This is a genomic window from Citrobacter sp. Cpo032, assembly GCF_030332975.1.
In the GTDB taxonomy this organism is placed as follows: Bacteria; Pseudomonadota; Gammaproteobacteria; order Enterobacterales; family Enterobacteriaceae; genus Citrobacter; species Citrobacter portucalensis.
In genome coordinates this window covers 316113-340859 of sequence record NZ_JAOWGU010000049.1, presented here as the reverse complement: position 1 = coordinate 340859, position 24747 = coordinate 316113, and the positions used below count along the sequence as shown (strand labels likewise).

The 24747-nt window shown below is 51.9% G+C and carries 24 protein-coding genes; 9 read left to right on the top strand and 15 right to left on the bottom strand.

Annotation, left to right across the window (positions count from 1 at the left end):
• Positions 1-44: 44 nt before the first annotated feature.
• On the bottom strand, positions 45-308 hold the full coding sequence (cedA, locus tag OGY33_RS20205) for a cell division activator CedA (protein WP_071692181.1): 264 nt from the start codon (positions 306-308) through the stop codon (positions 45-47).
• A 192-nt stretch (positions 309-500) separates the two neighbouring features.
• On the opposite strand from cedA, the gene katE reads away from it, so the two are divergent.
• The gene (katE, locus tag OGY33_RS20200) at positions 501-2759 is read left to right on the top strand and encodes a catalase HPII (protein ID WP_191238587.1); all 2259 of its coding nucleotides are present in this window, start codon (positions 501-503) and stop codon (positions 2757-2759) included.
• Positions 2760-2795: 36 nt separating this feature from the next.
• Here the strand turns inward: katE and chbG are convergent, their stop codons facing one another.
• From chbG to osmE, 7 genes are all read right to left on the bottom strand, one after another.
• A complete protein-coding gene (gene chbG / locus OGY33_RS20195) occupies positions 2796-3554 on the bottom strand; it encodes a chitin disaccharide deacetylase (protein ID WP_032943153.1) in 759 nt (252 codons plus the stop codon).
• 12 nt (positions 3555-3566) lie between these two features.
• Entirely contained in the window at positions 3567-4922 is a 1356-nt protein-coding gene (locus OGY33_RS20190; protein ID WP_048214338.1) for a 6-phospho-beta-glucosidase, read from the bottom strand.
• 124 nt (positions 4923-5046) lie between these two features.
• A complete protein-coding gene (gene chbR / locus OGY33_RS20185; RefSeq protein WP_085951046.1) occupies positions 5047-5889 on the bottom strand; it encodes a transcriptional regulator ChbR in 843 nt (280 codons plus the stop codon).
• A gap of 10 nt (positions 5890-5899) precedes the next feature.
• Positions 5900-6247: a PTS N,N'-diacetylchitobiose transporter subunit IIA gene (gene chbA / locus OGY33_RS20180; protein ID WP_048214339.1), complete on the bottom strand. Its 348-nt coding sequence runs from the start codon at positions 6245-6247 to the stop codon at positions 5900-5902.
• Between the two features lie 54 nt (positions 6248-6301).
• Positions 6302-7660 carry a PTS N,N'-diacetylchitobiose transporter subunit IIC gene (chbC, locus tag OGY33_RS20175; protein WP_006684840.1) on the bottom strand — a complete coding sequence of 453 codons (1359 nt, stop codon included), beginning with the start codon at positions 7658-7660 and terminating at the stop codon, positions 6302-6304.
• A gap of 87 nt (positions 7661-7747) precedes the next feature.
• Positions 7748-8068: a PTS N,N'-diacetylchitobiose transporter subunit IIB gene (chbB, locus tag OGY33_RS20170; RefSeq protein WP_003832547.1), complete on the bottom strand. Its 321-nt coding sequence runs from the start codon at positions 8066-8068 to the stop codon at positions 7748-7750.
• 298 nt (positions 8069-8366) lie between these two features.
• Positions 8367-8708 carry an osmotically-inducible lipoprotein OsmE gene (gene osmE, locus OGY33_RS20165; RefSeq protein WP_003030621.1) on the bottom strand — a complete coding sequence of 114 codons (342 nt, stop codon included), beginning with the start codon at positions 8706-8708 and terminating at the stop codon, positions 8367-8369.
• Positions 8709-8918: 210 nt separating this feature from the next.
• Between osmE and nadE the strand changes: the two genes are divergently transcribed.
• On the top strand, positions 8919-9749 hold the full coding sequence (gene nadE / locus OGY33_RS20160) for an NAD(+) synthase (protein WP_032943150.1): 831 nt from the start codon (positions 8919-8921) through the stop codon (positions 9747-9749).
• Between the two features lie 131 nt (positions 9750-9880).
• Positions 9881-10768, top strand: coding sequence for an excinuclease Cho (gene cho, locus OGY33_RS20155; RefSeq protein ID WP_048226765.1), 888 nt, complete (start codon positions 9881-9883; stop codon positions 10766-10768).
• On the opposite strand, the gene ves is transcribed toward cho, so the two are convergent.
• The 7 genes from ves to astC form a co-directional block, all read right to left on the bottom strand.
• Complete coding sequence (gene ves, locus OGY33_RS20150) at positions 10728-11303, bottom strand: environmental stress-induced protein Ves (RefSeq protein WP_032943147.1); 576 nt, start codon at positions 11301-11303, stop codon at positions 10728-10730. The two genes, cho and ves, sit on opposite strands and share 41 nt — an antisense overlap.
• A gap of 353 nt (positions 11304-11656) precedes the next feature.
• The gene (gene spy, locus OGY33_RS20145; protein ID WP_003832537.1) at positions 11657-12142 is read right to left on the bottom strand and encodes an ATP-independent periplasmic protein-refolding chaperone Spy; all 486 of its coding nucleotides are present in this window, start codon (positions 12140-12142) and stop codon (positions 11657-11659) included.
• 349 nt (positions 12143-12491) lie between these two features.
• A complete protein-coding gene (gene astE / locus OGY33_RS20140) occupies positions 12492-13457 on the bottom strand; it encodes a succinylglutamate desuccinylase (protein ID WP_149607149.1) in 966 nt (321 codons plus the stop codon).
• Complete coding sequence (astB, locus tag OGY33_RS20135) at positions 13450-14793, bottom strand: N-succinylarginine dihydrolase (RefSeq protein ID WP_149607148.1); 1344 nt, start codon at positions 14791-14793, stop codon at positions 13450-13452. Before astB ends, astE begins: the two co-directional genes overlap by 8 nt.
• A complete protein-coding gene (astD, locus tag OGY33_RS20130) occupies positions 14790-16268 on the bottom strand; it encodes a succinylglutamate-semialdehyde dehydrogenase (RefSeq protein ID WP_103014595.1) in 1479 nt (492 codons plus the stop codon). Before astD ends, astB begins: the two co-directional genes overlap by 4 nt.
• Complete coding sequence (astA, locus tag OGY33_RS20125; protein ID WP_048214344.1) at positions 16265-17299, bottom strand: arginine N-succinyltransferase; 1035 nt, start codon at positions 17297-17299, stop codon at positions 16265-16267. The genes astD and astA overlap by 4 nt, the downstream gene beginning before the upstream one ends.
• Positions 17296-18516, bottom strand: coding sequence for a succinylornithine/acetylornithine transaminase (astC, locus tag OGY33_RS20120; protein ID WP_048214345.1), 1221 nt, complete (start codon positions 18514-18516; stop codon positions 17296-17298). The genes astA and astC overlap by 4 nt, the downstream gene beginning before the upstream one ends.
• Before the next feature lie 444 nt (positions 18517-18960).
• On the opposite strand from astC, the gene xthA reads away from it, so the two are divergent.
• The 6 genes from xthA to OGY33_RS20090 all read left to right on the top strand — a co-directional run bounded on the left by xthA (position 18961) and on the right by OGY33_RS20090 (position 24696).
• Positions 18961-19767: an exodeoxyribonuclease III gene (gene xthA / locus OGY33_RS20115; protein WP_048214346.1), complete on the top strand. Its 807-nt coding sequence runs from the start codon at positions 18961-18963 to the stop codon at positions 19765-19767.
• A 223-nt stretch (positions 19768-19990) separates the two neighbouring features.
• A complete protein-coding gene (locus OGY33_RS20110) occupies positions 19991-20647 on the top strand; it encodes a TVP38/TMEM64 family protein (RefSeq protein ID WP_191239024.1) in 657 nt (218 codons plus the stop codon).
• Positions 20644-21354 (top strand): TVP38/TMEM64 family protein, encoded by a 711-nt coding sequence (locus tag OGY33_RS20105; protein WP_191238588.1) that lies wholly within the window; start codon positions 20644-20646, stop codon positions 21352-21354. The genes OGY33_RS20110 and OGY33_RS20105 overlap by 4 nt, the downstream gene beginning before the upstream one ends.
• Positions 21355-21386: 32 nt before the next feature.
• Positions 21387-22556, top strand: a complete 1170-nt coding sequence (locus OGY33_RS20100) for an ABC transporter substrate-binding protein (protein WP_286572210.1) — start codon at positions 21387-21389, stop codon at positions 22554-22556.
• On the top strand, positions 22529-24064 hold the full coding sequence (locus tag OGY33_RS20095) for an ABC transporter permease family protein (protein WP_048214350.1): 1536 nt from the start codon (positions 22529-22531) through the stop codon (positions 24062-24064). Before OGY33_RS20100 ends, OGY33_RS20095 begins: the two co-directional genes overlap by 28 nt.
• Positions 24064-24696, top strand: a complete 633-nt coding sequence (locus OGY33_RS20090; RefSeq protein ID WP_191238590.1) for an ATP-binding cassette domain-containing protein — start codon at positions 24064-24066, stop codon at positions 24694-24696. The genes OGY33_RS20095 and OGY33_RS20090 overlap by 1 nt, the downstream gene beginning before the upstream one ends.
• Positions 24697-24747 lie beyond the last annotated feature (51 nt).

The window sequence follows — 24747 nt, the reverse complement described above, 5'->3', positions numbered from 1 at the left end:
AAAAACCGCCGGAGTATCATGCTCCGGCGGTTTTTTTATATCCATTAATCCCTTAGTTCATTTTCCTGGCGAACCTGATTAGCCCAGCGCTGTGCTGATTCCGGGACCGTAAATGCAGGCGAACGTTGAAACGCCTCCCCCATTAAGACAAAAGCGACATATTTTCCGCGTAGTATCCATACGTCACGAAACGCATCCATTTTAACCGCATGCTCTGGTGGCGCGGGCTCCACGCGAGGAACATAGCTGATAACCGGACGATTTTGTTGGCGAAGAGGTTTCATAATCAGTTGCTTCACTAAAGACAAATTCTAAAAATCAGAAAAGCGCTATCTTAGCCGATTTTGCCGCCTTGCGTCCTGCCTTGCGTGCGCTGTTTGCCTGGTTCATCGCGCTTTACGTCATCGGCCTGTACCTGCGCCGCTGAGTGAGTGGTCTATAGTTAAAGCTTTTGACAGCAACAACGACCCTTTCAGCAATGAAACCAGGAGACGAGTTTAATGTCACAGAATGATAAGCATCCACTCCATCACTCAGCGCCGGTTCATGATGCCAGCGAATCCCAGCCAGGACTTGATTCACTGGCACCCACAGACGGTTCACATCGGTCAACACCTGAACCCACGCCGCCAGGTATGCAGCCCACTACGTCCGGCAGTTTAAAAGCGCCGGATATCAAAAGTGACAAACTCAATGCACTGGACAGTTTTCGTAAAGGAAGCGAAGATTTTGCTCTGACAACTAATCAGGGTGTGCGAATCGCAGACGATCAAAACTCTCTGCGTGCAGGTAATCGCGGGCCAACCCTGCTGGAAGACTTTATCCTGCGGGAAAAGATTACCCATTTTGATCATGAACGCATCCCGGAGCGGATTGTACATGCCCGAGGTTCTGCCGCTCATGGTTACTTTCAGTCCTATGTCAACCTGAGTGCGACGACGAAAGCGGACTTTCTAAGTGATGAAAATAAAATCACCCCGGTTTTTGTCCGATTCTCTACCGTTCAGGGCGGCGCAGGCTCTGCGGATACGGTCAGAGATATACGGGGATTTGCGACCAAGTTTTACACTGAAGAGGGCATTTTCGACCTGGTGGGAAACAATACTCCCATCTTCTTTATTCAGGATGCCCATAAATTCCCGGATTTCGTCCATGCGGTTAAACCGGAGCCGCATTGGGCTATCCCGCAGGGCCAAAGCGCCCATGACACCTTCTGGGATTATGTCTCATTACAGCCTGAAACGTTGCACAACGTCATATGGGCAATGTCCGATCGGGGTATTCCGCGCAGCTATCGCACGATGGAAGGCTTCGGTATTCACACATTTCGGTTGATTAATGCGCAAGGGAAAGCCACCTTTGTCCGTTTCCACTGGAAACCGCTGGCAGGCAAAGCCTCGCTGGTATGGGATGAAGCGCAAAAACTTACTGGTCGGGATCCCGACTTTCATCGCCGCGATCTGTGGGAAGCTATCGAAGCGGGCGATTATCCGGAATATGAACTGGGACTACAGCTGATTCCCGAAGAAGATGAATTTAAGTTCGATTTTGACCTGCTCGATCCGACCAAGCTGATCCCGGAAGAGCTGGTTCCGGTGCAGCGCGTCGGTAAAATGGTGCTGAACCGCAATCCTGATAATTTCTTCGCCGAAAATGAACAAGTCGCTTTTCATCCCGGACATATCGTCCCTGGCATCGATTTTACTAACGATCCCCTGCTGCAGGGTCGCTTGTTCTCCTATACCGATACCCAAATTAGTCGCCTGGGCGGGCCCAATTTCCATGAAATCCCGATTAATCGCCCGACCTGTCCGTACCATAATTTCCAGCGTGACGGCATGCATCGTATGGACATCGATACCAATCCAGCCAACTATGAACCGAATTCCATCAATGATAACTGGCCGCGTGAAACGCCGCCGGGGCCAAAACGCGGTGGATTTGAGTCGTATCAGGAACGGATTGAAGGAAACAAAATCCGCGAACGTAGCCCCTCTTTTGGCGAATACTATGCGCACCCTCGCCTGTTCTGGCTAAGTCAGACGCCAATTGAACAGCAGCATATTATCGGCGGATTCAGTTTCGAACTCAGTAAGGTTACGCGCCCCTATATTCGGGAAAGAGTGGTCGAACAGTTAGCTCATATTGATACTGCCCTCGCCGAGGCGGTTGCCGATAATCTCGGTTTTAAGCTAACCAAGGAACAGGCCAGCATTGCGCCACCGCCCAACGTCAACGGTTTGAAAAATGCACCGTCACTCAGTTTATATGCAGGTGCGCAAGGTGAGATTAAGGGCCGCGTGGTCGCCATCCTACTTAATGACCAGGTGAAATCGAGCGACCTGCTCGCCATCATGCAAGCCCTACAGGCCAAAGGCGTTCATGCCAAATTGCTCTATTCCCGAATGGGTAAGGTAGTTGCCGATGATGGATCTGCTCTGACGATCGCCGGTACTTTTGCGGGTTCGCCATCCCTGACGGTCGATGCGGTTATCGTTCCATGCGGTAATCTCGCGGACATCATTAAGAACGGTGATGCCCGATATTATTTACTCGAAGCGTATAAGCACTTAAAACCTATCGCCCTGGCCGGCGATGCTCGTCAGTTTAAAGTAACGTTGAATATCAAAAATGAAGGAGAAGAAGGCGTGGTGGAAGCGGACAGTGCAGACGCACAGTTTATGGATACCCTGTTGACGCTGATGACCGCGCACCGCATCTGGTCACGTGCCGGAAAAATAGAAACGATTCCCGCCTAAAAAAATGCGGCGCATTAAGCGCCGCAAACTCAGGAATTACACGTTCAGAAAACTGCCAAGACGATAACCGCGCTCCGCAATTGCATATTTCAGTGACGAAGACGTCAGCACGTCGAGCTCAGTTAAGCGGGGGTAACAGTAGGCACTTTGACGAATAATGTCATCGATAAAGGCCGGATGACACATCACTTCCAGCGAAGACTCTCCCCGGTCGGCTGACGCATCCAGCGTCTGTAAAAACAGAGCCTCGGAAATCGCTTCGCCGTAAAACTCGCTGCTGAATCCCTGGGAGGTACGTAACGTTTCCGGAAAATCAGACGCCTGAAACACGGTCTGACGATCGATACGCAATGCAATCCCCTTCTCGGCAGCAAACCCGGCTACGATAGGGAAAATTTGCGGGAACATATGCACATGGTGATGGCTATCCAGATGCGTCGGCTCCCGCCCGAACAGGTCAATAAAACGCTGATACTGCGCGGCCAGTTCCTGAGAAATTTCATCCAGCGGCAAAGTGTCCTCCTCTGCCATCTGCCAGATCCATTTCCCCAGTAATCCGTCACGGGTAAGGCCCGGCATTGCCGTCAACGGCCTACCCAGCGTCAGAACAAAATGCATCCCGACGGCAAGTGCAGGTATGTCGCGACTCAGCTGTACCGCATGGTCAATCGCCGCACCGTTAACCAATGCCGTTGTCGAGGTGACAACGCCATTGCGACAGGCTTCAACAATGCCGTAGTTTTGTCCTTTACTCAGGCCAAAATCATCCGCATTCACAATCAGTACGCGTTCCATAGCCGACCTCAGTTAGTGTTGTTCGCTTTTGAGTTTCTCAATGCACCCGGCAAAGTTTGGCAGCCATTTTTCATGTGCCAGAATTAACTCACGCGCCAGAATTTCGGCATCGCTGTCAGAATGCACCAGCGGACTCAGGTTTAACGCCAGCAGCACATCATTCAGCTCGCCGCTCAATGCCGCATTGCTCGCCGCAACCTCAAAGCCTTTAATGGTGTAGATAAAGCCAAGTACTTTCTCATCAAAATGGGTAATACGTGGGTGCGGCGTAGCACCGTTACGTCCCAGCGTGCAGGTCATCTCAACCGCCCAGTCCGCAGGAATGTTATCAACATGTCCATGATGTGGAATGTTGACGTAGTGCTCGGTCTGTTTGTCGTTGTAGATGGCGTTGATCACTTCACAGGCCGCATCGGAGTAATACGCGCCACCGCGCTGCTCCAGCTCTTTCGGCTTAACGTTTAACTCAGGATTTTTGTAGAGGTCAAACAATTGTTTTTCTACTTTTTGTACTACCTGGGCACGTGCGCCGCCCTTATAGTACTCGCCCATTTCAATCGCCAGCATCTCTTTTGGCTTGAAGTAGTACAGCAAATACGAGCACGGCAGCAGCTTCAGCGAACGAATCAACCCTTCGCTGAACGGCAGGTCAAAAATGTTCTTCACGGTGGAAGCTTTCAGTTGTCCAGAAGCTACGCCATCCAACAGTTCATCAAAGCGCGATGTACCATTCACCAGCACGTCTTTAATAAAGACCATGTGGTTCAGACCGAACAGATCGATGGATAAATCATCGCTCTCTTTCAGCGCCAGCACATCGCTAATAAACATTTTCATGCCGACAGGAATATTACACACACCGATGAATTTCTTAAAATTCGTGTGGCGATAAACCGCTTCAGTCACCATCCCTGCCGGGTTAGTAAAGTTAATCACCCAGGCATTCGGGCACAGTTCTTCCACATCTTTAATAATATCAAAGATAACCGGAATGGTACGCAGACCTTTGAACAGCCCACCCGCACCGTTGGTTTCCTGTCCCAGATAACCGTGGCTCAGCGGAATGCGTTCATCCTTTTCACGGGCTTTCAGTTGCCCTACGCGCAGTTGGGTGGTAACGAAATCAGCATCTTTCAGTGCTTCACGGCGGTCCAGCGTTTTAAACAACTTCATCGGTACGCCGGCTTTGTCGATCATGCGCTGGCAAAGGTCAAAAATAATGTCCAGCTTCTCTTTTCCACCGTCGACATCAACCAGCCACAACTCAGAAACCGGTAATTCATGATAGCGCTTAATAAAGCCTTCAAGTAATTCAGGGGTGTAGCTGCTCCCGCCACCGATAGTGACGACTTTTAATTTCTGGCTCATACTTTCTCCCTTCAGTGTAAAAACACTGACGTGTATTATGCTCAACCCGTTTGTCAGGTATAGCGTGGCTGTCCCGACGCTATTTTGGGCAAGCTATAAAAAATGGGTTATTGGCAAATAATATCTACTGATTAAATTCAGTTAATTTCTTACGGTAGCTATTCGGTGTAAACGACGTCAGCTTTTTAAACGTTTTAATAAACAGGCTTGGACTACTGTAGCCAGACTCGTAAGCAATATCCGTTACAGAATAGTTCGTCATTTCCAGCTGTTTTTTAGCAAAGTTAATGCGGATTTCATTAATAATCTGCATCGGCGTTTTGCTGTAATAACGCTGGGTAGCGCGGGTCAGATACTCCTGGGATTTCGCGGACAGGTGTACCATATTTTCCAGCGCATTCTCGCTAAACTGCCGTTTGTCGTGCATGGTCTCGACGGTGGTTTTAAGCCACTGCGGAATATCATCCAGCACCTGCTCTTCGCGATGATGGCGTAACCGATTAATAATATAGAAGGTGACCACTTCTACAAATTCATCCAGCCCGCTCTCACGAAAGTTCAGTGATGCAATAACCGTTTCAATGTAGGTAAGAAACGAGTTATTCGCCCGGTAGACCTGCGATGCAACGAAACAAAATGGCAGCAGCGGGTGATAGTGCTGTTCAAAAAAACGTTTACTGATGCCGACGTTAAGGATCCTTGTCGCACCAAAATCATAAAAACTCTGGTGGTGCGATCCCAACGGGATAAAGACAAAGTCTCCACGCTCGAGCAGTACGCGTTTACCGTTGATTTCCTGATAATAGCGCCCGGTTAAAACCAGGGTAAACTCATAGTAGTCATGCTGATGCAGCCCGCTGATGCTCTCAGTTTTGTTATAGATGAACACATGGAAATTTTTGCCATTAAACAGCTGCTGTTCATAAACGGTTTTGATTTCCGGTGCGTTAATCTGTAGCTGCATTATGCACTCCTCGCTATTTCAGCTTTTCGTGAAGCTCAATCAGTTCAGTCACCAGCTCACGCGCCAGCATTGATGTCATCAGATGGTCCTGCGCGTGGACCAGCACCAGGCTAACTTTCATTTTACCTTCGCCCTGATCGCCTTCAATCAATTTCGTTTGCACGAGGTGCGCTTCGTTCAGCGCCAGACGAGACTGGTCCATCATGGCCCTGGCCGACTCAAAATCACCTTGCTTGGCCATTTTGAGTGCCCCGTACGCCAGGCTACGCGCCTGACCTGAGTTGATGATGAGGCCCATCACCACTTCTTCAAGTTCTTCTGCTTCTGACTGCGTGTCGACGATATTCTCGATATCCAACATACTTTTTTCCTCTGGTTCAGTCCGGCATGACCGTAAAGCCATGCCGGATTAAATTTAGAATTTTAATGCGTTAGCGATATCTTCTTCGCTTTCTTCTTGGTCAATAACATTCTGCGCTTTGTTGGCTACCACTACGAACGGCAGGTAAACCAGCGTTGCGATACCGAGGTTGAACAGCGCGACCAGCAGAGCAGCGACGCTACCGTTGGTGTTAAAGAACGCGCCCAAACCGGTTGGCATAGTCCACGGTGCAATGTTGGTAATCGGTGGAATAATGCCTGAGTAGTAAGCTGCCAGCGTAATCGCCGCCAGAATCGGTTGCACCAGAATGAACGGGATAAACATCACCGGGTTCATGATGATCGGCAGACCGAACAGGATAGGTTCGTTAATCTGGAACAGACCTGACGGCAGTGCCAGTTTAGCAACCTGACGATAGTCAGGACGACGCGATGCCAGGAAGATAGCGATAATCAGACCCAGCGTTGCCCCACTACCCCCAAGGAAAATATAGGAGTCGAGCATCGGCTTCGCCCAGACGTGGAACGTCTTACCGGCTTCCAGCGCGGCGTCTACGGAACCAAACTGTTGGTAGATAGAGATGTTTTCCAGCGCCCATGGCGTCATGATACCGCTGTCCAGCGCAGTCAGCGCCAGTGAACCGTGAATACCGAAGAACCACAGCAGCGGAACAAAAATCACGTAGGCCCAGCCCACCACGCTGCCCAACGATGCCAGCGGCGTTGAAATGGAATCCATAATGATCTGGTGGAAGTTGGTACCCCAGGTGTTCAGCGCCCAGGCGATGATCCCCATAATGGAGAGAATAAGGAAGCCAGGAATCAACGCAGAGAAGGAACGCGATACGGACGTCGGTACGCTATCAGGTAATTTAATCACCCAATTACGATGGACCACAAAAGTGAACATTTCCGCGACCACCAGGCCGATAATAATACCGGAAATAATATTGGCACCGCCGAGCCAGTTCGCGCCAACGGCATAGGCTTCACCCACGCTATAAGGCGTTACGGTCATAAACGCGGCGACGGATAACAGCCCGGCAGCCAGTGAGTCGACTTTACGTTCTTCTGCCAGCGCCATGCCGATAAAGAACGGTGCCATCAATGACATGATACCCAGCGTACCGTTATAGACGTTTCCACCAATGCCTTTCAAGCTATTCAAAGTTTCAATAGTTGAAGCATCAAGTCGAATGCCCATTGAATAAAAAAACGACCCCTCCCCAAAGCTCAGGAAAACGTTATTGATTAATACAAACATGGCCCCTGCGAGGGTTAACGGCATTAAACGAATAAAGCCGTTCTTGATTGCATTAACGTGTGGCTGCTTTCCAATTTTTACAGCAAAAGGAAGGAGTACCTTTTCAAGTGAAGCAATAGCGTTACTCATAGAAAAATACCCTTAAATACCGCAATTAAAAATTGCGGTGAATGTTAATGAAATAACTCTTTGACGGGAAAAATTAAAATAAAATAATTAATTTGCTGCGGCTTTTTTAATTGCTGCAACAGCAGCCTTAAGCACGCCTAAACCATCGACTTTGCCATACAGCAGCGAGTCAATCACTTCCACAGGCTTGTTGGGTAACAAACGCTGAATTTCGGGCAACATATAAGCAATTTGTGGACCTAATAACACGACATCGGCGACAGGACCTTTTTCTCCGGCCAGCGTTTCAGGAAATGCTTCAATAATAACCGGTACTTCGTATTTTTCGGCCTGAGCACGCATCTTCGAAACCAACAATGAAGTCGACATGCCCGCAGAACAAAACAGATAAATGTGTTTCTTTTCCATTAAAACGATCCTCATGTGCGATTATCTGTCAACCAGACACTCCGCAAGCCATAACCTGCATCCATGCTCTGGGTAACTTGCGTCAGCTAAATTACTTTTTTAGGTGGCTGAAATGAGTATACGGGATTGCACCGGTGGATGGTATTTCCTTGACCAACTAAATTGTCTCTCCTTGACCTATCGTTATGACCCCCCTCACATTTCGGGCAAATAATTCGCAGCAATAAATAAGATCGTTCGGCACAAAAAAACCGGCACGATGGCCGGTTTTCCAGAGAGCTCAGGCAATAAGCAGTTGTTACTTCTTCGCCGCCTGCGGGTCAGTGTCGTACTCTGCGCAGGTCTGGTAACCGGAGTTAATCACATGTCCGGTGTCGTCTAAAGCAACAAAATAGGTTTCAGCTTTACCATCTCGTTGACCCAAGATGTAGGTCTGGCATGTCCCTCGCGCATGAATCATGCTGACTTCAGAAGAAGGTTTACCGGCAATCTGCGCCACCTGCGCCCGGCTCATCCCTTTCTTCACATCTTTCACCACGGGCTGAACAAATTGGTCTTTGGTGCGATCGTAGGCCGTACATCCTGCCAGCATAGTCAAAACAGCCGCTGCGCTTAGAATTCCTGTTAGGTTCTTGTTCATATTCCGTCCTCTTGTATTTCAGCGTGTTATATAAGCCTGGAGCACAACAACACATTTTTCAAGCAATCAGATGATACTTAGGTCGTTTCGGAAAATTCTATTAAAACAAAATGATGTTAGATCAGGCCTGCATCCCTTGTCGTTTGGGTCCCAACGCGTTAGCTTTAACACATCATTTTTTTGATCATTTCATTTTTCGGAGGGGGTTAAATGACTCTGCAGCAAGAGATAATCCAGGCGCTTGGCGCAAAACCGCAAATTAATGCAGAAGAGGAAATTCGCCGCAGCGTGGATTTCTTGAAATCCTACCTGCAAACCTACCCTTTTCTGAAATCACTGGTATTAGGGATAAGCGGCGGACAGGACTCAACGCTCGCGGGAAAACTTTGCCAGATGGCTATTTCCGAGCTTCGCGAAGAAACGGGGAATGACGCGCTGCAGTTTATTGCCGTACGTCTGCCGTATGGCGTTCAGGCTGATGAACAGGACTGTCAGGATGCCATCGCCTTTATCCAACCTGACCGCGTGCTCACAGTAAATATTAAGGGTGCGGTACTGGCCAGTGAACAGGCCCTGCGTGAAGCGGGTATTGAACTGAGCGATTTTGTCCGTGGCAATGAAAAAGCCCGTGAACGTATGAAGGCCCAGTACAGTATCGCCGGAATGACCAGCGGTGTTGTCGTGGGTACCGATCATGCAGCAGAAGCCATCACCGGATTTTTCACCAAATACGGCGATGGCGGTACTGACATTAACCCTATTTTCCGCCTGAACAAGCGTCAGGGTAAGCAGCTGCTTGCCGCGCTGGGTTGCCCGGAACATTTATATAAGAAAGCGCCAACCGCCGACCTCGAAGACGATCGCCCTTCTCTGCCGGATGAAGCCGCATTAGGCGTCACCTATGACAACATCGACGATTATCTGGAAGGAAAAACGCTGGCTGCCGACATCGCGAAAAAAATTGAAGGCTGGTATCTGAAGACCGAGCACAAACGTCGCACACCGATCACGGTGTTTGATGACTTCTGGAAAAAAGCGTAATTTTTTTAATCACATATCGCCGGATAGCACTGGGATCACCGCTGTCCGGCCCCTCCCCCTGGTCTGATGCCGCTTTTTTAATCGGTTTCAAACTGCTACACTGGATGAATAACCAGCATCCGGAGTGAGAAGTGGTACGGCGTCAATCAGCCCCACGCCTGACATTTGAGGCAGCAGCAATCTATGAATATCCAGAACACCTGCGCCCATTTTTGAGTGCGCTTCCCACCGCACCAGGCGTCTATCTGTTTCACAGTGAAAGCGACACTATGCCTCTCTACATTGGTAAAAGCGTCAATATTCGCAGCCGCGTGCTGGCACACCTGCGTACCGCGGACGAAGCGGCAATGCTGCGTCAGGCCAAACGCATTAGCTGGATTTGTACGGCGGGAGAAATTGGTGCCCTGCTGCTGGAAGCGCGGTTGATCAAAGAACAACAGCCGTTGTTTAATAAACGACTGCGGCGCAATCGTCAGCTTTGCGCCTTGCAGCTTACCGACCGAACTGTTCAGGTTGTCTACGCACGAGATATTGATTTCTCCCATGCACCCAATCTGTTTGGCCTGTTTGCCCATCGTCGCGCAGCGCTACAAGCGTTGCAAAACCTCGCGGATGAACAGCAGCTGTGCTACGGCCTGTTGGGGCTGGAACCCCTGAGTCGCGGGCGTGCCTGTTTTCGCTCCGCGCTTAAACGCTGCGCCGGGGCGTGCTGCGGGAAAGAGAGTCATGAAGCGCATCACTCGCGTCTGCTAGAGGCGCTGGAAAGAGTGAAAGTGATTTGCTGGCCATGGAGCAATGCCATTGCCTTGCAAGAAACCGGTGCCGAAATGACACAGTACCATATCATCAACAACTGGCTGTGGCTGGGAGCCGTTTCAACGCTGGATGAAGCGACTACCCTGGCGCGTATGCCAGCAGGCTTTGACCATGATGGCTACAAAATTCTCTGCCGGCCTGTTCTGTCTGGTCAATATGACATTATTGAACTGCATCCGGAGAATGCCCCGGCATCCAGTTAATCTCGCTGAACAGCAATTTTCCCTCGCGTTCCAGCAGTCGTAATGTGTGTTTGCCGTCATGCCAGCTCGCACCCTGGTCGGCCGTCAGCAGTTTATCGCCCAGTTGCCATGCACCACTGATAACAAACACCACGCCGCCGCGTGAACCAAAGGTCGTAAAGGTGCGATCGGCCACTCTGACTTTTGCCTGGCAAACATCTCGTCGGGTCATGATATTAAAATCCATCGACATCTGCCCTTCCGTCAGCTTTGCTTTTACCACCTTGTCACCGGCAAAGGTAAAAGGTTGATGCTGTTTCAGGGTATGCGTAAAGATGTTCGCTTCTTCCAGAGTGACTTCCCCTCCCTCCAGCAGCGTAATCACGCGCTCTACACCCGGGAAAAGTGAAAATTCACCGTTTGCTGCAATGGAGGCGATACTCGCCCGCCAGTGAAAATCTCGTGTTGCTGGCGGAAAACAGCAAATCTCACGCGTTTCTCCCGCACCATTCCGCCAGAGATTAACCGGCATTTTGCGGATATCAAAGTATTCCATCATCCCTCCAGAAAGGAGCAGCATGGCAGCCTGCCGTAAACAGACAGCCATAAATCATCATTATTATGTTCACCCTGCAGATTATTGTTATCGGCAGCAGAGTTGATTTGCCTTAGCGATGAACCCGGCATTTTGCAAAAAAGAATAACGCGCTGATCCAGGTAGAATTTTCGCGGGCTTCAGGAGAATAGCGTGTCGTGCGTCCGGTGCAATAGGCAGAAATGAAAAAACCGCCGATCCTGCCCACATCGTTATACGTGTTGTGGACAAGAGCGGCGGTCTTGAGTTTGGTTTCACACTGTGCGGCAATCAGCGCGACACAGTGTGAATGATTTAGTGTAGACGCTGATCGATTACTCAGCAGCTTCTGGCATTTTACCTTTCTGCGCTGCACGTTCTGTCAGACGCTTCTCAAAATTGGCATTAAACTGCTTTTTCTGTTCCGGGGTAAGAATGTTGTAAATTTTGTTCTGGGTTTCCATATGCGCCAGCATGTTGGCTTTGCGCTGTTCTTCCATCTTCGCAATCTGCGCTTCGGCTTTCGCTTTATCGAAGCTATCGCTGGCGATGATATCGTGCATTGCACGGCGTTCTTCCAGCGGCGGACGTTTCATCTGATCGCGCTGGCCTTTCATGATTTCGCGGATCTGCTGTTTCTGTGCGTCAGTCAGGTTCAGGTCTTTAAACATCATGTCGTGATGCGGGGCAAATTTGCCGTTGTGATGCATCATCGGTTTAGCATCCGCTGGTGCAGCTGTTGTAGTGTCAGCAGCATGAGCCAGGTTCGCAGCACCCAGCGCCAGAGTAGAGGCAACAAACAGAGCAGTCAGTTTACGCATAATTTCTATCCTTTCTTTCAGTTATTTTTACGACACTCATGCGACTCTTATGCAATGTGATGTCGTGTTGACGAGATTAACTTTACCGGCTTAAGCGTCAATTAATCAGAGCAACGGTAAAACAGTGAAAGTGTAAAAAACAAACTTTCATCAATTATGAAGAAAAAAAGAATAAATTGCGCAGAGTTGCAATAAAAAATTACAACCGGATGATTTTGAAAGGATTATGGAGAACTATACCTGAACCCTGATTATTAAGAAAGCAATTCACCAGGAATAATCCGTAATAAATAAAAACAGCACGCAAAAATAAGCCCTAAAGGATAAACCTGCAGGGCGAATATATTTATCACAACTTTTCGAGCATCAATCCGGCACGTAAACCACAGGCCACGTTAGGGTTGGGAAAGAGAACGTATTCAACATCATGGGTGACGATAAAACGTTCATCTCCGTCCTGCGCCAGCAAGGTGCCTTCTTTAAAGGGGGTAAAGTTTAGCGTCTGGTTATCCATGTGGAGAATGAAATCATTGCTACGACGCGTGATTTGCGACACCACGCGATAACGCAGCGGGGATATTTCTCTCGTCGACACCCGTTCACCCCGCAGCAGTTTTTCCAGTGCGTCTGCCGTTTGTGCAAACTGGGTGAGATCGTTTTGTCCAAACGGCAGCGCTTTACCCAGTTCCAACGTACAGGCCAACGCACCAAAATGTTCCCCGCTAAAATGGGTGAACGTGCCGCCAGGCGTCTGATGGAAAACCAGCGCTTCCAGTCCCGCGTCTCCCAGCCATTCAAGGAAATCCTCGTCCCAGGCAACGTTGCGTTGTGGCAATACGCCAAAGCGCAGATGCTGTGAACCGCGAATCGCGGTATGCAGATCCAGATGCCAGCGCACAGGCTCCTTTGCGCGCGAATAAAAATCTTCCAGACACAGCTCAAGCCCATGGGCTCGGTGCGTTTCTTCACTTGCGGTAAAAATCTGCCACCGACCGCCAAACATACGATTCAGGTCGCTATGACAATACCGTTTTCCCGCAGCCAGCGCCTGCGGGTTTCCCAGAATCACCAGCAGCCGCCATGTCAGTGTCAGCTCGCCGCTAAACAGCCTGGAAAGCAATGAATCGAGTATCTCTACCGGCGCTGTTTCATTGCCATGGATCCCCGCAGACAGCACCAGAGAATGTTCAACGGGTGCAAGCGGCGTCAGTTCCAGAATTCCGTGACCGATCCACTGCCAGTCAAAACCATGAGTGGCTCCTTGCGTTTTCTCTGGAGTGGTGCCTGCGAGCGTAATAGCCAGAAAGTTATCCATGGCGCATCCCCTCCTGCTGGAAAGGATACACTGAGCCGAGGTTGAGCAATTGGGTCAGCGTATCCAGCGCTTCACGCCCCTCGCGCAACAGCTGTGGGTCGGCAAGGTCGGCAGCGGTAAGACGATCGCGATAGTAACGGTCAACCCAGTTATTCAACGTGTTAAACAGCGTGTCGTTCATGATAACCGCCGGATTCACCGCCTGCTGTTCCTGCAGAGTGAGCACCACTCTCAGGCGCAAGCATGCCGGACCACCGCCGTTGGACATACTTTCACGCAGATCGAATACCCGCAGGTCATCGATCGGATTGTCTTCCTCGAGAAGCCGGTTCAAATACCGCCACACGCCAGCATGCTCCCGACACTCCTGCGGCAGGACCAGCATCATCGAACCGTCACTACGACTCAGCAACTGACTGTTAAACAGATAAGTGGTCACGGCATCCTGCACCGACACTTCCGCTGTCGGGACTTCCAGCGGGGTAAAACCTGCCACCTGACTGCGCAACTGCTCTAACAATGCCTGCTGTCTGACAAACGCCTGCTGATGACAAAACAGCACCTGGCGATTCGACACCGCAATCACATCGTTATGGAACACGCCAAGATCGATAACGTCCGGGTTTTGCTGAGCAAAAATGCGCTGATGCGGGTTGACCTGATTCAGTCGCGCGACCGCCTCGCTGGCCTCACGGGATTGCCTTGCCGGATAGCGCTTCGGTTGGGATGCATTGCCTTCTTCACGACCGTAAACAAATAGCTGTACGCCGGGGTCACCGTAATCTCCACCCAGGCGGTTATGGTTTGCCGCCCCTTCATCGCCAAATAGCGCAACCTGGGGTAACGCACCGTGGACCGCAAAGCTATTCTCATCACGGAAAATCGCCCGTAACAATGCTTCGGTAGTAGGCGCTTCCAGTGAACGGTGGAACTTATTATTCAGATTCGCCACCGTCAGATGCACTTTCCCGTCCAGCGAGTCTGCCGAAGGGCAAACCGTCGCCGCATTCGCTACCCACATAGGCGATGCGGAGCTGGCACTGGAGAGCCAGTGAGGCGCCTGACGCGCCACTTTATCCAGCACCTGTTCGTCACTGCCGCTAAAACCCAACTGACGCAGAACCGGAATATAAGGCCGCTCGTGGGGCGGGATCACCGCCTGAGGAAATCCCGCATCCGCCAGCGCTTTCATCTTTAGCAGACCTTGCTTTGCCGCCAGACGCGGGTTCGACACCTGAAATCGATGTTTGGTTGAGGCCTCATTACCAAATGACAATCCAGCATAGTGGTGAGTTAGCCCCACCAGACCATCAAAATTTACCTCACGGGCTTTCATAGCTTATCCTCGCGAGAAAAATCCAGTCCGGGGCTAAGCGCCGATGGCAGCGTTAAGGCCGGGGATTCCAGACTTGCCATCGGCCAGGCGCAATAATCTGCGGCATACCACGCGCTGGCGCGATGGTTCCCGGAAGCGCCTACACCGCCAAACGGTGCGGTACTCGCAGCGCCGGTTAACGGCTTATTCCAGTTGACGATCCCTGCCCGCGCCTCCAACAGTAGCTGTTCAAACTGGCCGCGATCGGGCGAAACTAACCCACACGACAATCCAAAGCGGGTATTGTTCGCCAGACGAATCGCATCATCAAAGCTGTCATAACGCCAGACGCCGAGCAGCGGACCGAAAACCTCTTCATCAGGTACGTTCCCCGCCCCGGTCAGTTCGATGATTCCAGGGGTCAGCAGTGACGTTCCGGCATTTACCAGACGTGGCGCTAACAACGTACGGCCGCCCAACGACGCCAGACGCTGCCAGGCATCATAGACGTGCTGCGCGGCCTGTTCGGAAATCAGTCCACCCATAAATGGCTGCGGTTGTGCATCCCAGTTGCCGGGCACTAAACGCTGACTAACCTCCACCAGACGCGTCAGGAACGCATCACCCTGCGCGCCTTTTTTTACGAGCAGGCGGCGGGCACAGGTACAGCGCTGTCCGGCGGTGACAAATGCGGATTGAATAGTCAGATGCACCGCGGCATCAATATCCTCCGGATTTTCAATAATCAGCGGGTTGTTGCCCCCCATCTCCAGGGCAAGGATTTTTTCCGGCTGGCCGGATAACTGCTTATGCAGCTGATAACCGGTATTCGCACTGCCGGTAAACAGCAGGCCATCGAGGTCTTCCAGCGCACTCAACGCCTGCCCCGTTTCACGTCCGCCCTGCACCAGATTCAGCACGCCCGGCGGCAACCCCGCCTGCTCCCACAGTTTTGTTACTGCTTCACCGGTCCACGGCGTCAACTCGCTGGGTTTGAAAATCAACGTATTGCCTGCCAGCAATGCCGGAACAATATGACCATTGGGTAAATGACCGGGGAAGTTATACGGACCAAAAACCGCCAGCACGCCGTGTGGGCGATGGCGCAACGTTGCCGCACCATCCGGTAGTTCGCTGTGCTGCTCACCGGTACGGGCGTGATAAGCTTTGACGGAGATGGCGATTTTATTGATCATCGCCGTCAGTTCAGTCGCGGCTTCCCAATGAGGTTTTCCGGTTTCCTTGGCGATAATCTGAGTTAGCTCGGCTTTATTGCTTTCCAGCAATAAAGCAAACTTTTCAACAATAGTCTGGCGTGCGCTGAAAGGCTGTTTAGCCCAACCGGCAAAGGCTGCGCGTGCGGCCTGGCACGCTTGCGTCACCTGCATTGCATCTGCATCATTACCGTGCCACAGCACATCACCGCTTACCGGGTTGGTTTTCACCCGACGCTCGCCCAGACCCGTCACCCAGTCACCGTTTATCCATAGTGTCATGCTGTTTTCTCCTCTGCACAAAGACGTACAAAACGTACATGGTCGCCCGCGTGGCATTTCAGGGCATCCAGTTGCGCCGCCGTCAGTACCAGACGTTGGGTATCCGGGTCTGCGCGAACCAGCATGACGCGGAAATTTTGATAGTTTTCATTGGCAACCAGACAGGCCGGATAATCGCCGGTTGCTGGCTGACCTTCCGCCACTTCCACCAGCCTGCTTTTACGAATAGCCCGAACCCGGTCGATATCGCATTCCAGCGTTGGCCCGCCGTCGAAAATATCGACATAGTTGCGGTAGCGAAATCCTTCTTTCTCCAGCACCGCCCGCGCCGGGGCCGTTTGCGGATGCACCTGACCAATCACGCCTTGCGCTTCATCAGACAGAAAATGGGTATAAATAGGATGCTTGGGCATCAGTTCAGCAATAAAGGCTTTCTGTCCTGTTCCGCAGAGAAAATCCGCCCGGCTAAACTCCATCGAGAAAAATCGTTTGCCGAGGCTTTGCCAGAACGGAGAGTAGCCATGCTCATCGATCACGCCGCGCATCTCGGCCACGACCTTCTCATTGAATCGATCGCGAAAGGCCGCCATAAACATAAAACGCGACTTCGACAGCAAATAACCGTTGCCCTCTTTACGCCAGTCCGGATCGAGAAACAGAGTGCAAAGTTCGCTACTGCCCGTATGATCGTTACTCAGAAACAGCGTCGGCAGCGCGTTGTACACGTTCAGCTCTTTCGACGCGTGCACCAGAGTACCGACCCGGTAGTTGTACCAGGGGTCGTTAAGCCCCACCGCCACCTCGATGGCGCAAATTCCCGCCACGGTTCCGCTGGCGCTGTCTTCCAGCACAAACACATATCCCTGCTCACTTTTTGGCAACTCACCGCGCCAGGTTTGGAGTGAACGTTCGATACGCGCCATCAGCGTAGCTTCATTCGCCGGTAGCGAGGTCAATCCGCCGCCGGTCTTACTGGCAAGCTGCATCAACGCGGTGATATCCGCGCGTTCAATGGGACGAATCACCATCATGATGAACCTCCTGCTTTAATGCGTTCGCAGGCCAGCGCAAAGCGATCCAGTCCGGTAGCGACTTCTTCTTCGCTGACGTTGAGCGCTGGCGCAAAACGCACCACGTTAGCGCCAGCGATCAGTACCATCACCCCGGCAACAGCCGCTTCTTGCGAGATGAGTTTCGCTTTCCCGGCAAATTCCGCGTTCAGCACGCAGCCGATCAGCAGTCCGAGTCCACGAATTTCACTAAACAGTCCAAAACGTTCGTTAATGGCGTTTATACGCTCCACAAACCAGTCGTGGCGCTGTTTTACTCCATTGAGCACTTCCGGTGTATTCACAATTTCCAGCAATTTACCTGCCACCGCCGTAGCCAGCGGGTTTCCGCCGTACGTTGTACCGTGTGTGCCAACCGTCATCACGCTGGCGCAACGCTCTGTCGCCAGCAGTGCGCCGATGGGGAAACCACCGCCCAGCGCTTTTGCTGTCGTCAGAAGATCCGGCGTCACGCCGTAGTGCATATAGGCATACAGTTCCCCGGTACGGCCAACGCCGGTCTGAACTTCATCAAAAATCAGCAGCGCATTATGGCGATCGCATAACTCACGTAGCCCCTGCAAAAAGGCTTTTGTTGCCGGTACCACACCGCCTTCACCCTGCACAGGCTCCACGATAACCGCACAGGTGGTGTCATCAATCAGTTGGCTGGCAGAATCGAGATCGTTGTATACGGCATGACGGATATCCGGCGGCAGCGGCGCGAAATCCTGTGAGTAGGCAGGCTGTCCTCCGGCGCTGACGGTAAACAGCGTGCGTCCATGGAAAGCATTTTTAAACGCTACAATCCCGCTCTTCTGACTGCCAAAACGATCGTGGGCATATTTACGCGCCAGTTTTAGTGCCGCTTCGTTGGCTTCTGCACCGGAGTTACAGAAGAAAATGCGCTCGGCGAAGGTGGCGTCAATCAGCTTTTTCGCCAGACGCAGTACCGGCTCGTTGGTGTAGCCATTTCCCGTATGCCAGAATTTGCTCGCCTGGTCGTTTAATGCCTCGCGCAATGCCGGGTGGGCGTGACCCAGCGCGTTAACCGCAATGCCTCCCGCGAAATCGATATACTCTTTACCCTGCTGATCCCACAGACGTGAACCTTCACCCCGCACCGGAATAAAAGGGGCCGGAGCATATACGGGCATCATCCATTCATCAAAATTTTCACGCGTAATTGACAGAGACATAGCGACCTCAACGGTAAATAAAAGGTTATTTATATGTTAATAAATATAGTGTTTGCGGTGTAAATGTAGATTGCAGGGTTCGTGCCAGCCAGCGAAAAAAGTGCATAAACGGAGGTCGATGACGAAATATCAACAGGTTACAACGTGGCGATATTCACTGCATGTGCATATAAAGTGAATATGTTTGCGCATCAGGCGACTAAACAGAGGAAAAAACGCAGTTTTATTCAGTCGCCAAATATAATTCTGGAATTGTGATCGTATACGAAATTTTTCGGAAATTATTGCTCCATTCCGACGCGCTTCGCGCCAAAACGGTGCAGTTTTTGCTCCATCGTTAACACCATTAGCAATCATTGTTGGAATCAGGTGACAAGAAGCAGTCAGCCTGCAGAAATTCTGCTACCATCCTTGCACTATTCATCTTGCAAAGTGGCAGCGACTATGAAATTTGTCTCTTTTAATATCAACGGCCTGCGTGCCCGTCCCCATCAACTGGCAGCCATTGTCGAAAAACACCAACCGGATGTTATTGGCTTACAGGAGACAAAAGTCCACGACGATATGTTCCCTCTCGAAGAGGTAGCAAAGCTCGGTTACAACGTCTTTTATCACGGCCAGAAAGGTCATTACGGCGTGGCGCTGTTAACGAAAGAAACGCCAATTGCGGTACGTCGTGGCTTCCCAGGCGATGACGAAGAAGCGCAGCGTCGGATCATCATGGCAGAAATTCCGTCCCCTCTGGGCAGCATCACGGTGATCAACGGCTACTTCCCGCAAGGAGAAAGCCGTGACCATGAAACCAAATTCCCGGCCAAGGCCGCGTTTTATCAGAACCTGCAAAACTATCTGGAGACTGAACTGAAACGCGACAATCCGGTATTGATTATGGGCGATATGAATATCAGCCCAACCGATCTCGATATCGGCATCGGCGAAGAAAACCGTAAACGCTGGCTGCGTACCGGTAAATGTTCCTTCCTGCCGGAGGAGCGTGAGTGGATGGAACGCCTGCTGGGCTGGGGTCTGGTGGATACCTTCCGTCACGCAAATCCTGAAAAGAATGACCAGTTCTCATGGTTTGATTATCGCTCAAAAGGCTTTGACGATAACCGTGGCCTGCGTATCGATCTGCTGCTGGCGAGCAACCCGCTGGCGGAACGCTGCGAAGAAACCGGCATCGACTATGAAATTCGCAGCATGGAAAAACCGTCCGACCATGCGCCTGTATGGGCTAAATTCCGCGTCTGACCTTCTGCGTCTTTTTACTCTCCAGGCCCGGCCTGGAGAGTCTGTTTATTCTGTGCAAAATCAATAAAGTGACGGTAATACATTGTTACGGCCGGGAATTTATTATATCTTCGCGCGCGCTTTTCGCTGACGAAAATGCTCCATTGCACTCGGTTTTACAGGAGAACCCCCATGAAAAAGAAGTTCGCATAAGGCAGAATACCGGCTGCTGATTGTCGCGGTCCTGTTCTGCGTTCTGGCGGGAGTTTTCCATCATTATGGTCTGAGCGACCTGATAACCAATTTCCATCATTTACAAGACGTCATCCGCCAAAGCGGTATGTTCGGCTATACGCTTTATATCCTGCTGTTTATTGTTGCTGCGCTGTGTCTGATCCCAGGCAGCATCCTGGTGATCGTCGGCGGTGTGCTGTTTGGCCCCGTGGCTGGGACGCTTATCTCGTTAGTGGCAGCAACCGTGGCCTCAGCGCTGTCGTTTTTGCTGGCTCGATGGCTTGGACGGGATCTACTACTGAAATACGTTGGGCACACGGCTACGTTTCAGGATATCGAAAAAGGCATTGCCCATAACGGAGTAGACTTTCTAATCCTGACCCGGCTCGTGCCGCTGTTCCCCTATAATATTCAAAATTACGCCTATGGGCTGACGGCCATTCCGTTCTGGTCATTTACCGTAATATCGGCACTTACTACCTTACCCGGCATCTTTATCTATACGCTGATGTCGCATGAACTCGCCAGCGAAGGCATTACCCTGGTATTCATCGGTAAGCTTAGCGTGGCAGGGCTGGCGTTATTCACCCTCGTTCAGGCAGCCAAAGCCTGGGCCCGATATAAGCATATCGATCCGTCAGCCAACCATGAGTGTACGGGTAAATGATAAAACGGAATAAAGCGCGGCTGACTCGCTATTACCGGGCGGGTTTGATTGCTCTGCTACTGCTCGGGCTAATGGCATGGGCATGGATACCTGGCGTGAGTGATTTTCTCCACGGCAGCCTGGCAGCATTTACCACACTCGATCAGCATGCTCTTGAGAACTTTATTCGTTCTTATGGAACCCAGGCGGCAGTGGTGTCGTTCTTCCTGATGATCTTACAGGCCATCGTTGCACCGCTTCCTGCGTTTGTGATCACGTTTGCCAATGCCTCGCTGTTTGGCGCATTTTGGGGCGGCGTACTATCCTGGAGCAGCGCAATGGCAGGTGCGGCGCTGTGCTTTTTTATTGCCCGCATTTTAGGTCGCGGTGCGGTGGAAAAGCTGACCGGAAAAACGGTGCTGAGCAATATGGACGCTTTTTTCGAGCGCTATGGTAAGCACACTATTCTGGTCTGCCGCCTGTTACCTTTTGTGCCGTTCGACCCGGTAAGCTACGCGGCTGGCCTGACCTCAATTCGTTTTCGCCATTTTTTCATCGCCACCGGCATCGGACAGTTACCCGCCACTATCGTCTACTCATGGGCGGGAAGCCTGTTAACCGGCGGCACATTTTGGTTTGTGACGGGTCTGTTTGTCCTGTTTGCCCTAAGCGTGGTGATATCGATAGCGAGAAGCCTTTATCTTGAGCGCCAACGGAAAAAAAGCTGAGACCTTCCCCCATTTTTAACCATGGAGATATTATGCGTTACTGCTTATTGTGTCTGAGTTTGTTGCTCTGCCCGCTGGCGACGTTTGCCCAGGACACCAGCTGGCAACAAATCAAAAATGACGCCCGTGGTCAAACGGTGTGGTTCAACGCCTGGGGTGGCGACAATGCAGTTAACCAGTATCTCGACTGGGTTAGCGGCGAGATGAAAACGCACTACGACATTAACCTGAAAATCGTGCGCCTGGCGGACGCCGCCGATGCCGTAAAACGCATCCAGACGGAAGCGGCATCCGGGCGAAAAACCGGCGGCTCTGTCGATTTACTGTGGGTTAACGGCGAAAACTTCCGTACGCTAAAAGAAGCCGGGCTGCTGCAAACCCAGTGGGCGCAAACGCTGCCTAACTGGCGCTATGTTGATACACAAAAACCGGTGACCGAAGATTTCTCCGTTCCAACAGAGGGGGCTGAATCACCGTGGGGCGGTGCCCAACTCACCTTTATTGCCCGGCGCGATCTTACCGCGCAGCCGCCGCAATCTCCGCAGGCACTGTTTAAATTCGCGCAGACGCACCCTGGCACGGTGACCTATCCACGCCCGCCAGACTTTACCGGAACGGCTTTTCTTGAGCAGTTGCTAATTTCGCTCACCACCAAACCACAGGCATTGAAAGTTGCGCCAGATGCAGCGACATTCGCCGAAGTTACCGCGCCATTGTGGCAGTATCTTGATACCTTGCATCCTGTACTTTGGCGTGAAGGCAAAGATTTTCCTCCCACGCCAGCACGAATAGATGCACTGCTCAATAGCGGCACCCTGCGTTTATCATTGACCTTTAACCCTGCCCACGCGCAGCAAAAAGTGGCGAGCGGCGAATTGCCTAAAAGCAGCTACAGTTTTGGTTTCTCACAGGGCATGCTCGGCAACGTGCACTTTGTTGCCATTCCGGCGAATGCCCACGCCAGTGCCGGAGCAAAAGTCGTGGCAAACTTCCTGCTTTCTCCTGAAGCACAACTGCGCAAAGCTGACCCGGCTATCTGGGGAGATCCTTCGGTGCTTGATCCACAAAAATTGCCTGACGAACAGCGTGATGCGCTGCTGGCGCGGATCCCACAGGGGCTCCCTGCCGTGTTGCCAGAACCGCATGCAGCCTGGGTAAACGCTCTGGAACAAGAATGGCTACGCCGCTACGGTACGCATTAATTCTGCTACTCTGGGCCATCATGGCGGCAGTTTATCTGCCGTTGGCGCCAGCGGCATGGTCTCTGATAACACCGGCGCTTAGTACCACACACTGGCTGGCGCTCTTTGCCGATCCTCAACTCCCGCAGGCGTTACTGGCAACGCTGGTTTCCGTCGGCCTCGCGGCTGGGGGCGCGCTGATTATCGCGCTGCTGGCGATCCTCGCCTTGTGGCCCGGCGCAGGCTGGGTACGTCTGTATACGCGTCTTCCGTGGCTGCTGGCAATTCCGCACGTTGCCTTCGCCACCAGCGTGCTGTTGGTTTTTGCTGAAGGCGGCCTGCTCTGGCAATGGCTTGCGTTCTTCAGCCCACAGCCGGACCGCTACGGCATTGGACTTGGCGTAACGCTGGCGGTGAAAGAGAGCGCTTTTTTGTTATGGATTCTCTCGGCCCTGCTGAGTGAAAAACAACTTTCTCAGCAGGTTATCGTGCTGGATTCGCTGGGTTACAGCCGACTGCAATGCCTGAACTGGCTGGTTCTGCCCGCTATCGGCCCGGCATTAGGTAAAGCTATGCTGGCAGTCGTGGCCTGGTCACTCTCCGTTGTTGATGTGGCAATCGTTCTTGGCCCCGGCAATCCGCCAACGCTTGCCGTATTGAGCTGGCAGTGGCTCAGTCAGGGCGACGTCGAACAGCAGGCGAAAGGCGCACTTGCCAGTCTGTTGCTGGTGCTGTTACTCCTTGTTATCGCGCTGGTGGGTTATCTGCTCTGGCGTACCTGGCGACATACTATTCCGGCAGTAAACGGTGAACGCCAGCATTTTTCATCTATGACAATCGTACGCCCGCTGGTACAGATTTTGCCCGTCAGCGGTGTGGTATGCGCGCTGGTACTGGCGCTTATCGCCAGCTATTCCTCGCTAAACAACGAGGCGCTCAGCAATAGCCTGCAACTGGGGCTCCTTTCCAGCGTGCTGGCGCTTCTGATACTTTTTGCCTGGCTGGAATGGGGTCCACAAACCGGACACCGCTGGGTCTGGCTACCGCTCATTTTGCCTGCGCTACCGCTGGTAACCGGACAATATCTGCTGGCGTTATATGCCGAACAAGATGGACTGATGACGACCATTATCTGGGGCCACCTGCTGTGGGTGATGCCCTGGATGCTATTTGTGCTTAAACCGGCGTGGCAGCGCATTGACCCACGATTAATTTTGATTGCGCAAACTCTAGGCTGGACGCGGGGGCGGATATTCTGGCTGGTGAAATGCCCGCAGCTGGCGCGCCCGGCATTGATTGCCTTCGCGGTTGGCTTCTCGGTTAGTATCGCCCAGTATATGCCAACGCTGTGGCTAGGTGCCGGACGCTATCCCACGTTAACCACCGAAGCGGTGGCATTAAGCAGCGGCGGTAGCAGTGCCATTCTGGCAACACAAGCGTTGTGGCAGCTGCTTTTACCACTGCTCGTTTTCGCACTTGCAGCCTTTCTCGCCGCGTGGATCGGCCGCTTTCGACAAGGACTCCGCTAATGCTTACCGTACGAGGCGTTTCGTTGTACCAGGGCGCGAAAGCGCTGGTGAAAGACGTTAATTTTCAGGTTAACAAAAGTGACATTGTCACAATTATGGGACCTTCCGGCAGCGGGAAATCTTCGCTTTTTTCATGGATGATCGGGGCGTTATCTCCCCAGTTCCAGTCCTCAGGCGAACTGTGGCTTAATGAACGACGCATCGATACGTTACCTACCGCGCAGCGCCAGATTGGCATTTTGTTCCAGGATGCGCTGCTGTTTGACCATTTCAGCGTTGGGCAGAATTTACTGCTAGCCTTACCCGCCAGACTGCAAGGTCCTGCCAGGCGTCATGAGGTAGAAAGCGCCCTCGCACGCGCGGACCTGGCAGGATTTTATTCACGCGATCCGGCTTCGCTCTCCGGTGGGCAGCGTTCGCGGGTCGCCCTGCTCCGCGCGCTGCTGGCGCAGCCCCAGGCGCTGTTACTTGATGAACCCTTTAGCAGGCTGGATGCGTCGCTACGCGATAACTTTCGCCAATGGGTCTTCACCGAGGTGCGTAAATTGGGGATCCCGGTGGTACAGGTGACACATGACGCGCAGGACGTACCGCCTGCAGGCCGCGTATTTCAGATGGAAAACTGGGCGTGAATGTGGCGATATGCTGCGTTAACGCAAGGTTTTTACGTAACTGGCGGCACA

Excerpts from the sequence above, each read along its gene's own strand:
- katE (WP_191238587.1), top strand. The coding sequence starts at position 501 with ATGTCACAGAATGATAAGCATCCACTCCATCACTCAGCGCCGGTTCAT.
- chbG (WP_032943153.1), bottom strand. The coding sequence starts at position 3,554 with ATGGAACGCGTACTGATTGTGAATGCGGATGATTTTGGCCTGAGTAAA.
- OGY33_RS20190 (WP_048214338.1), bottom strand. The coding sequence starts at position 4,922 with ATGAGCCAGAAATTAAAAGTCGTCACTATCGGTGGCGGGAGCAGCTAC.
- chbA (WP_048214339.1), bottom strand. The coding sequence starts at position 6,247 with ATGTTGGATATCGAGAATATCGTCGACACGCAGTCAGAAGCAGAAGAA.
- chbC (WP_006684840.1), bottom strand. The coding sequence starts at position 7,660 with ATGAGTAACGCTATTGCTTCACTTGAAAAGGTACTCCTTCCTTTTGCT.
- chbB (WP_003832547.1), bottom strand. The coding sequence starts at position 8,068 with ATGGAAAAGAAACACATTTATCTGTTTTGTTCTGCGGGCATGTCGACT.
- osmE (WP_003030621.1), bottom strand. The coding sequence starts at position 8,708 with ATGAACAAGAACCTAACAGGAATTCTAAGCGCAGCGGCTGTTTTGACT.
- nadE (WP_032943150.1), top strand. The coding sequence starts at position 8,919 with ATGACTCTGCAGCAAGAGATAATCCAGGCGCTTGGCGCAAAACCGCAA.
- ves (WP_032943147.1), bottom strand. The coding sequence starts at position 11,303 with ATGGAATACTTTGATATCCGCAAAATGCCGGTTAATCTCTGGCGGAAT.
- spy (WP_003832537.1), bottom strand. The coding sequence starts at position 12,142 with ATGCGTAAACTGACTGCTCTGTTTGTTGCCTCTACTCTGGCGCTGGGT.
- astE (WP_149607149.1), bottom strand. The coding sequence starts at position 13,457 with ATGGATAACTTTCTGGCTATTACGCTCGCAGGCACCACTCCAGAGAAA.
- astB (WP_149607148.1), bottom strand. The coding sequence starts at position 14,793 with ATGAAAGCCCGTGAGGTAAATTTTGATGGTCTGGTGGGGCTAACTCAC.
- astD (WP_103014595.1), bottom strand. The coding sequence starts at position 16,268 with ATGACACTATGGATAAACGGTGACTGGGTGACGGGTCTGGGCGAGCGT.
- astA (WP_048214344.1), bottom strand. The coding sequence starts at position 17,299 with ATGATGGTGATTCGTCCCATTGAACGCGCGGATATCACCGCGTTGATG.
- astC (WP_048214345.1), bottom strand. The coding sequence starts at position 18,516 with ATGTCTCTGTCAATTACGCGTGAAAATTTTGATGAATGGATGATGCCC.
- xthA (WP_048214346.1), top strand. The coding sequence starts at position 18,961 with ATGAAATTTGTCTCTTTTAATATCAACGGCCTGCGTGCCCGTCCCCAT.
- OGY33_RS20105 (WP_191238588.1), top strand. The coding sequence starts at position 20,644 with ATGATAAAACGGAATAAAGCGCGGCTGACTCGCTATTACCGGGCGGGT.
- OGY33_RS20100 (WP_286572210.1), top strand. The coding sequence starts at position 21,387 with ATGCGTTACTGCTTATTGTGTCTGAGTTTGTTGCTCTGCCCGCTGGCG.
- OGY33_RS20095 (WP_048214350.1), top strand. The coding sequence starts at position 22,529 with ATGGCTACGCCGCTACGGTACGCATTAATTCTGCTACTCTGGGCCATC.
- OGY33_RS20090 (WP_191238590.1), top strand. The coding sequence starts at position 24,064 with ATGCTTACCGTACGAGGCGTTTCGTTGTACCAGGGCGCGAAAGCGCTG.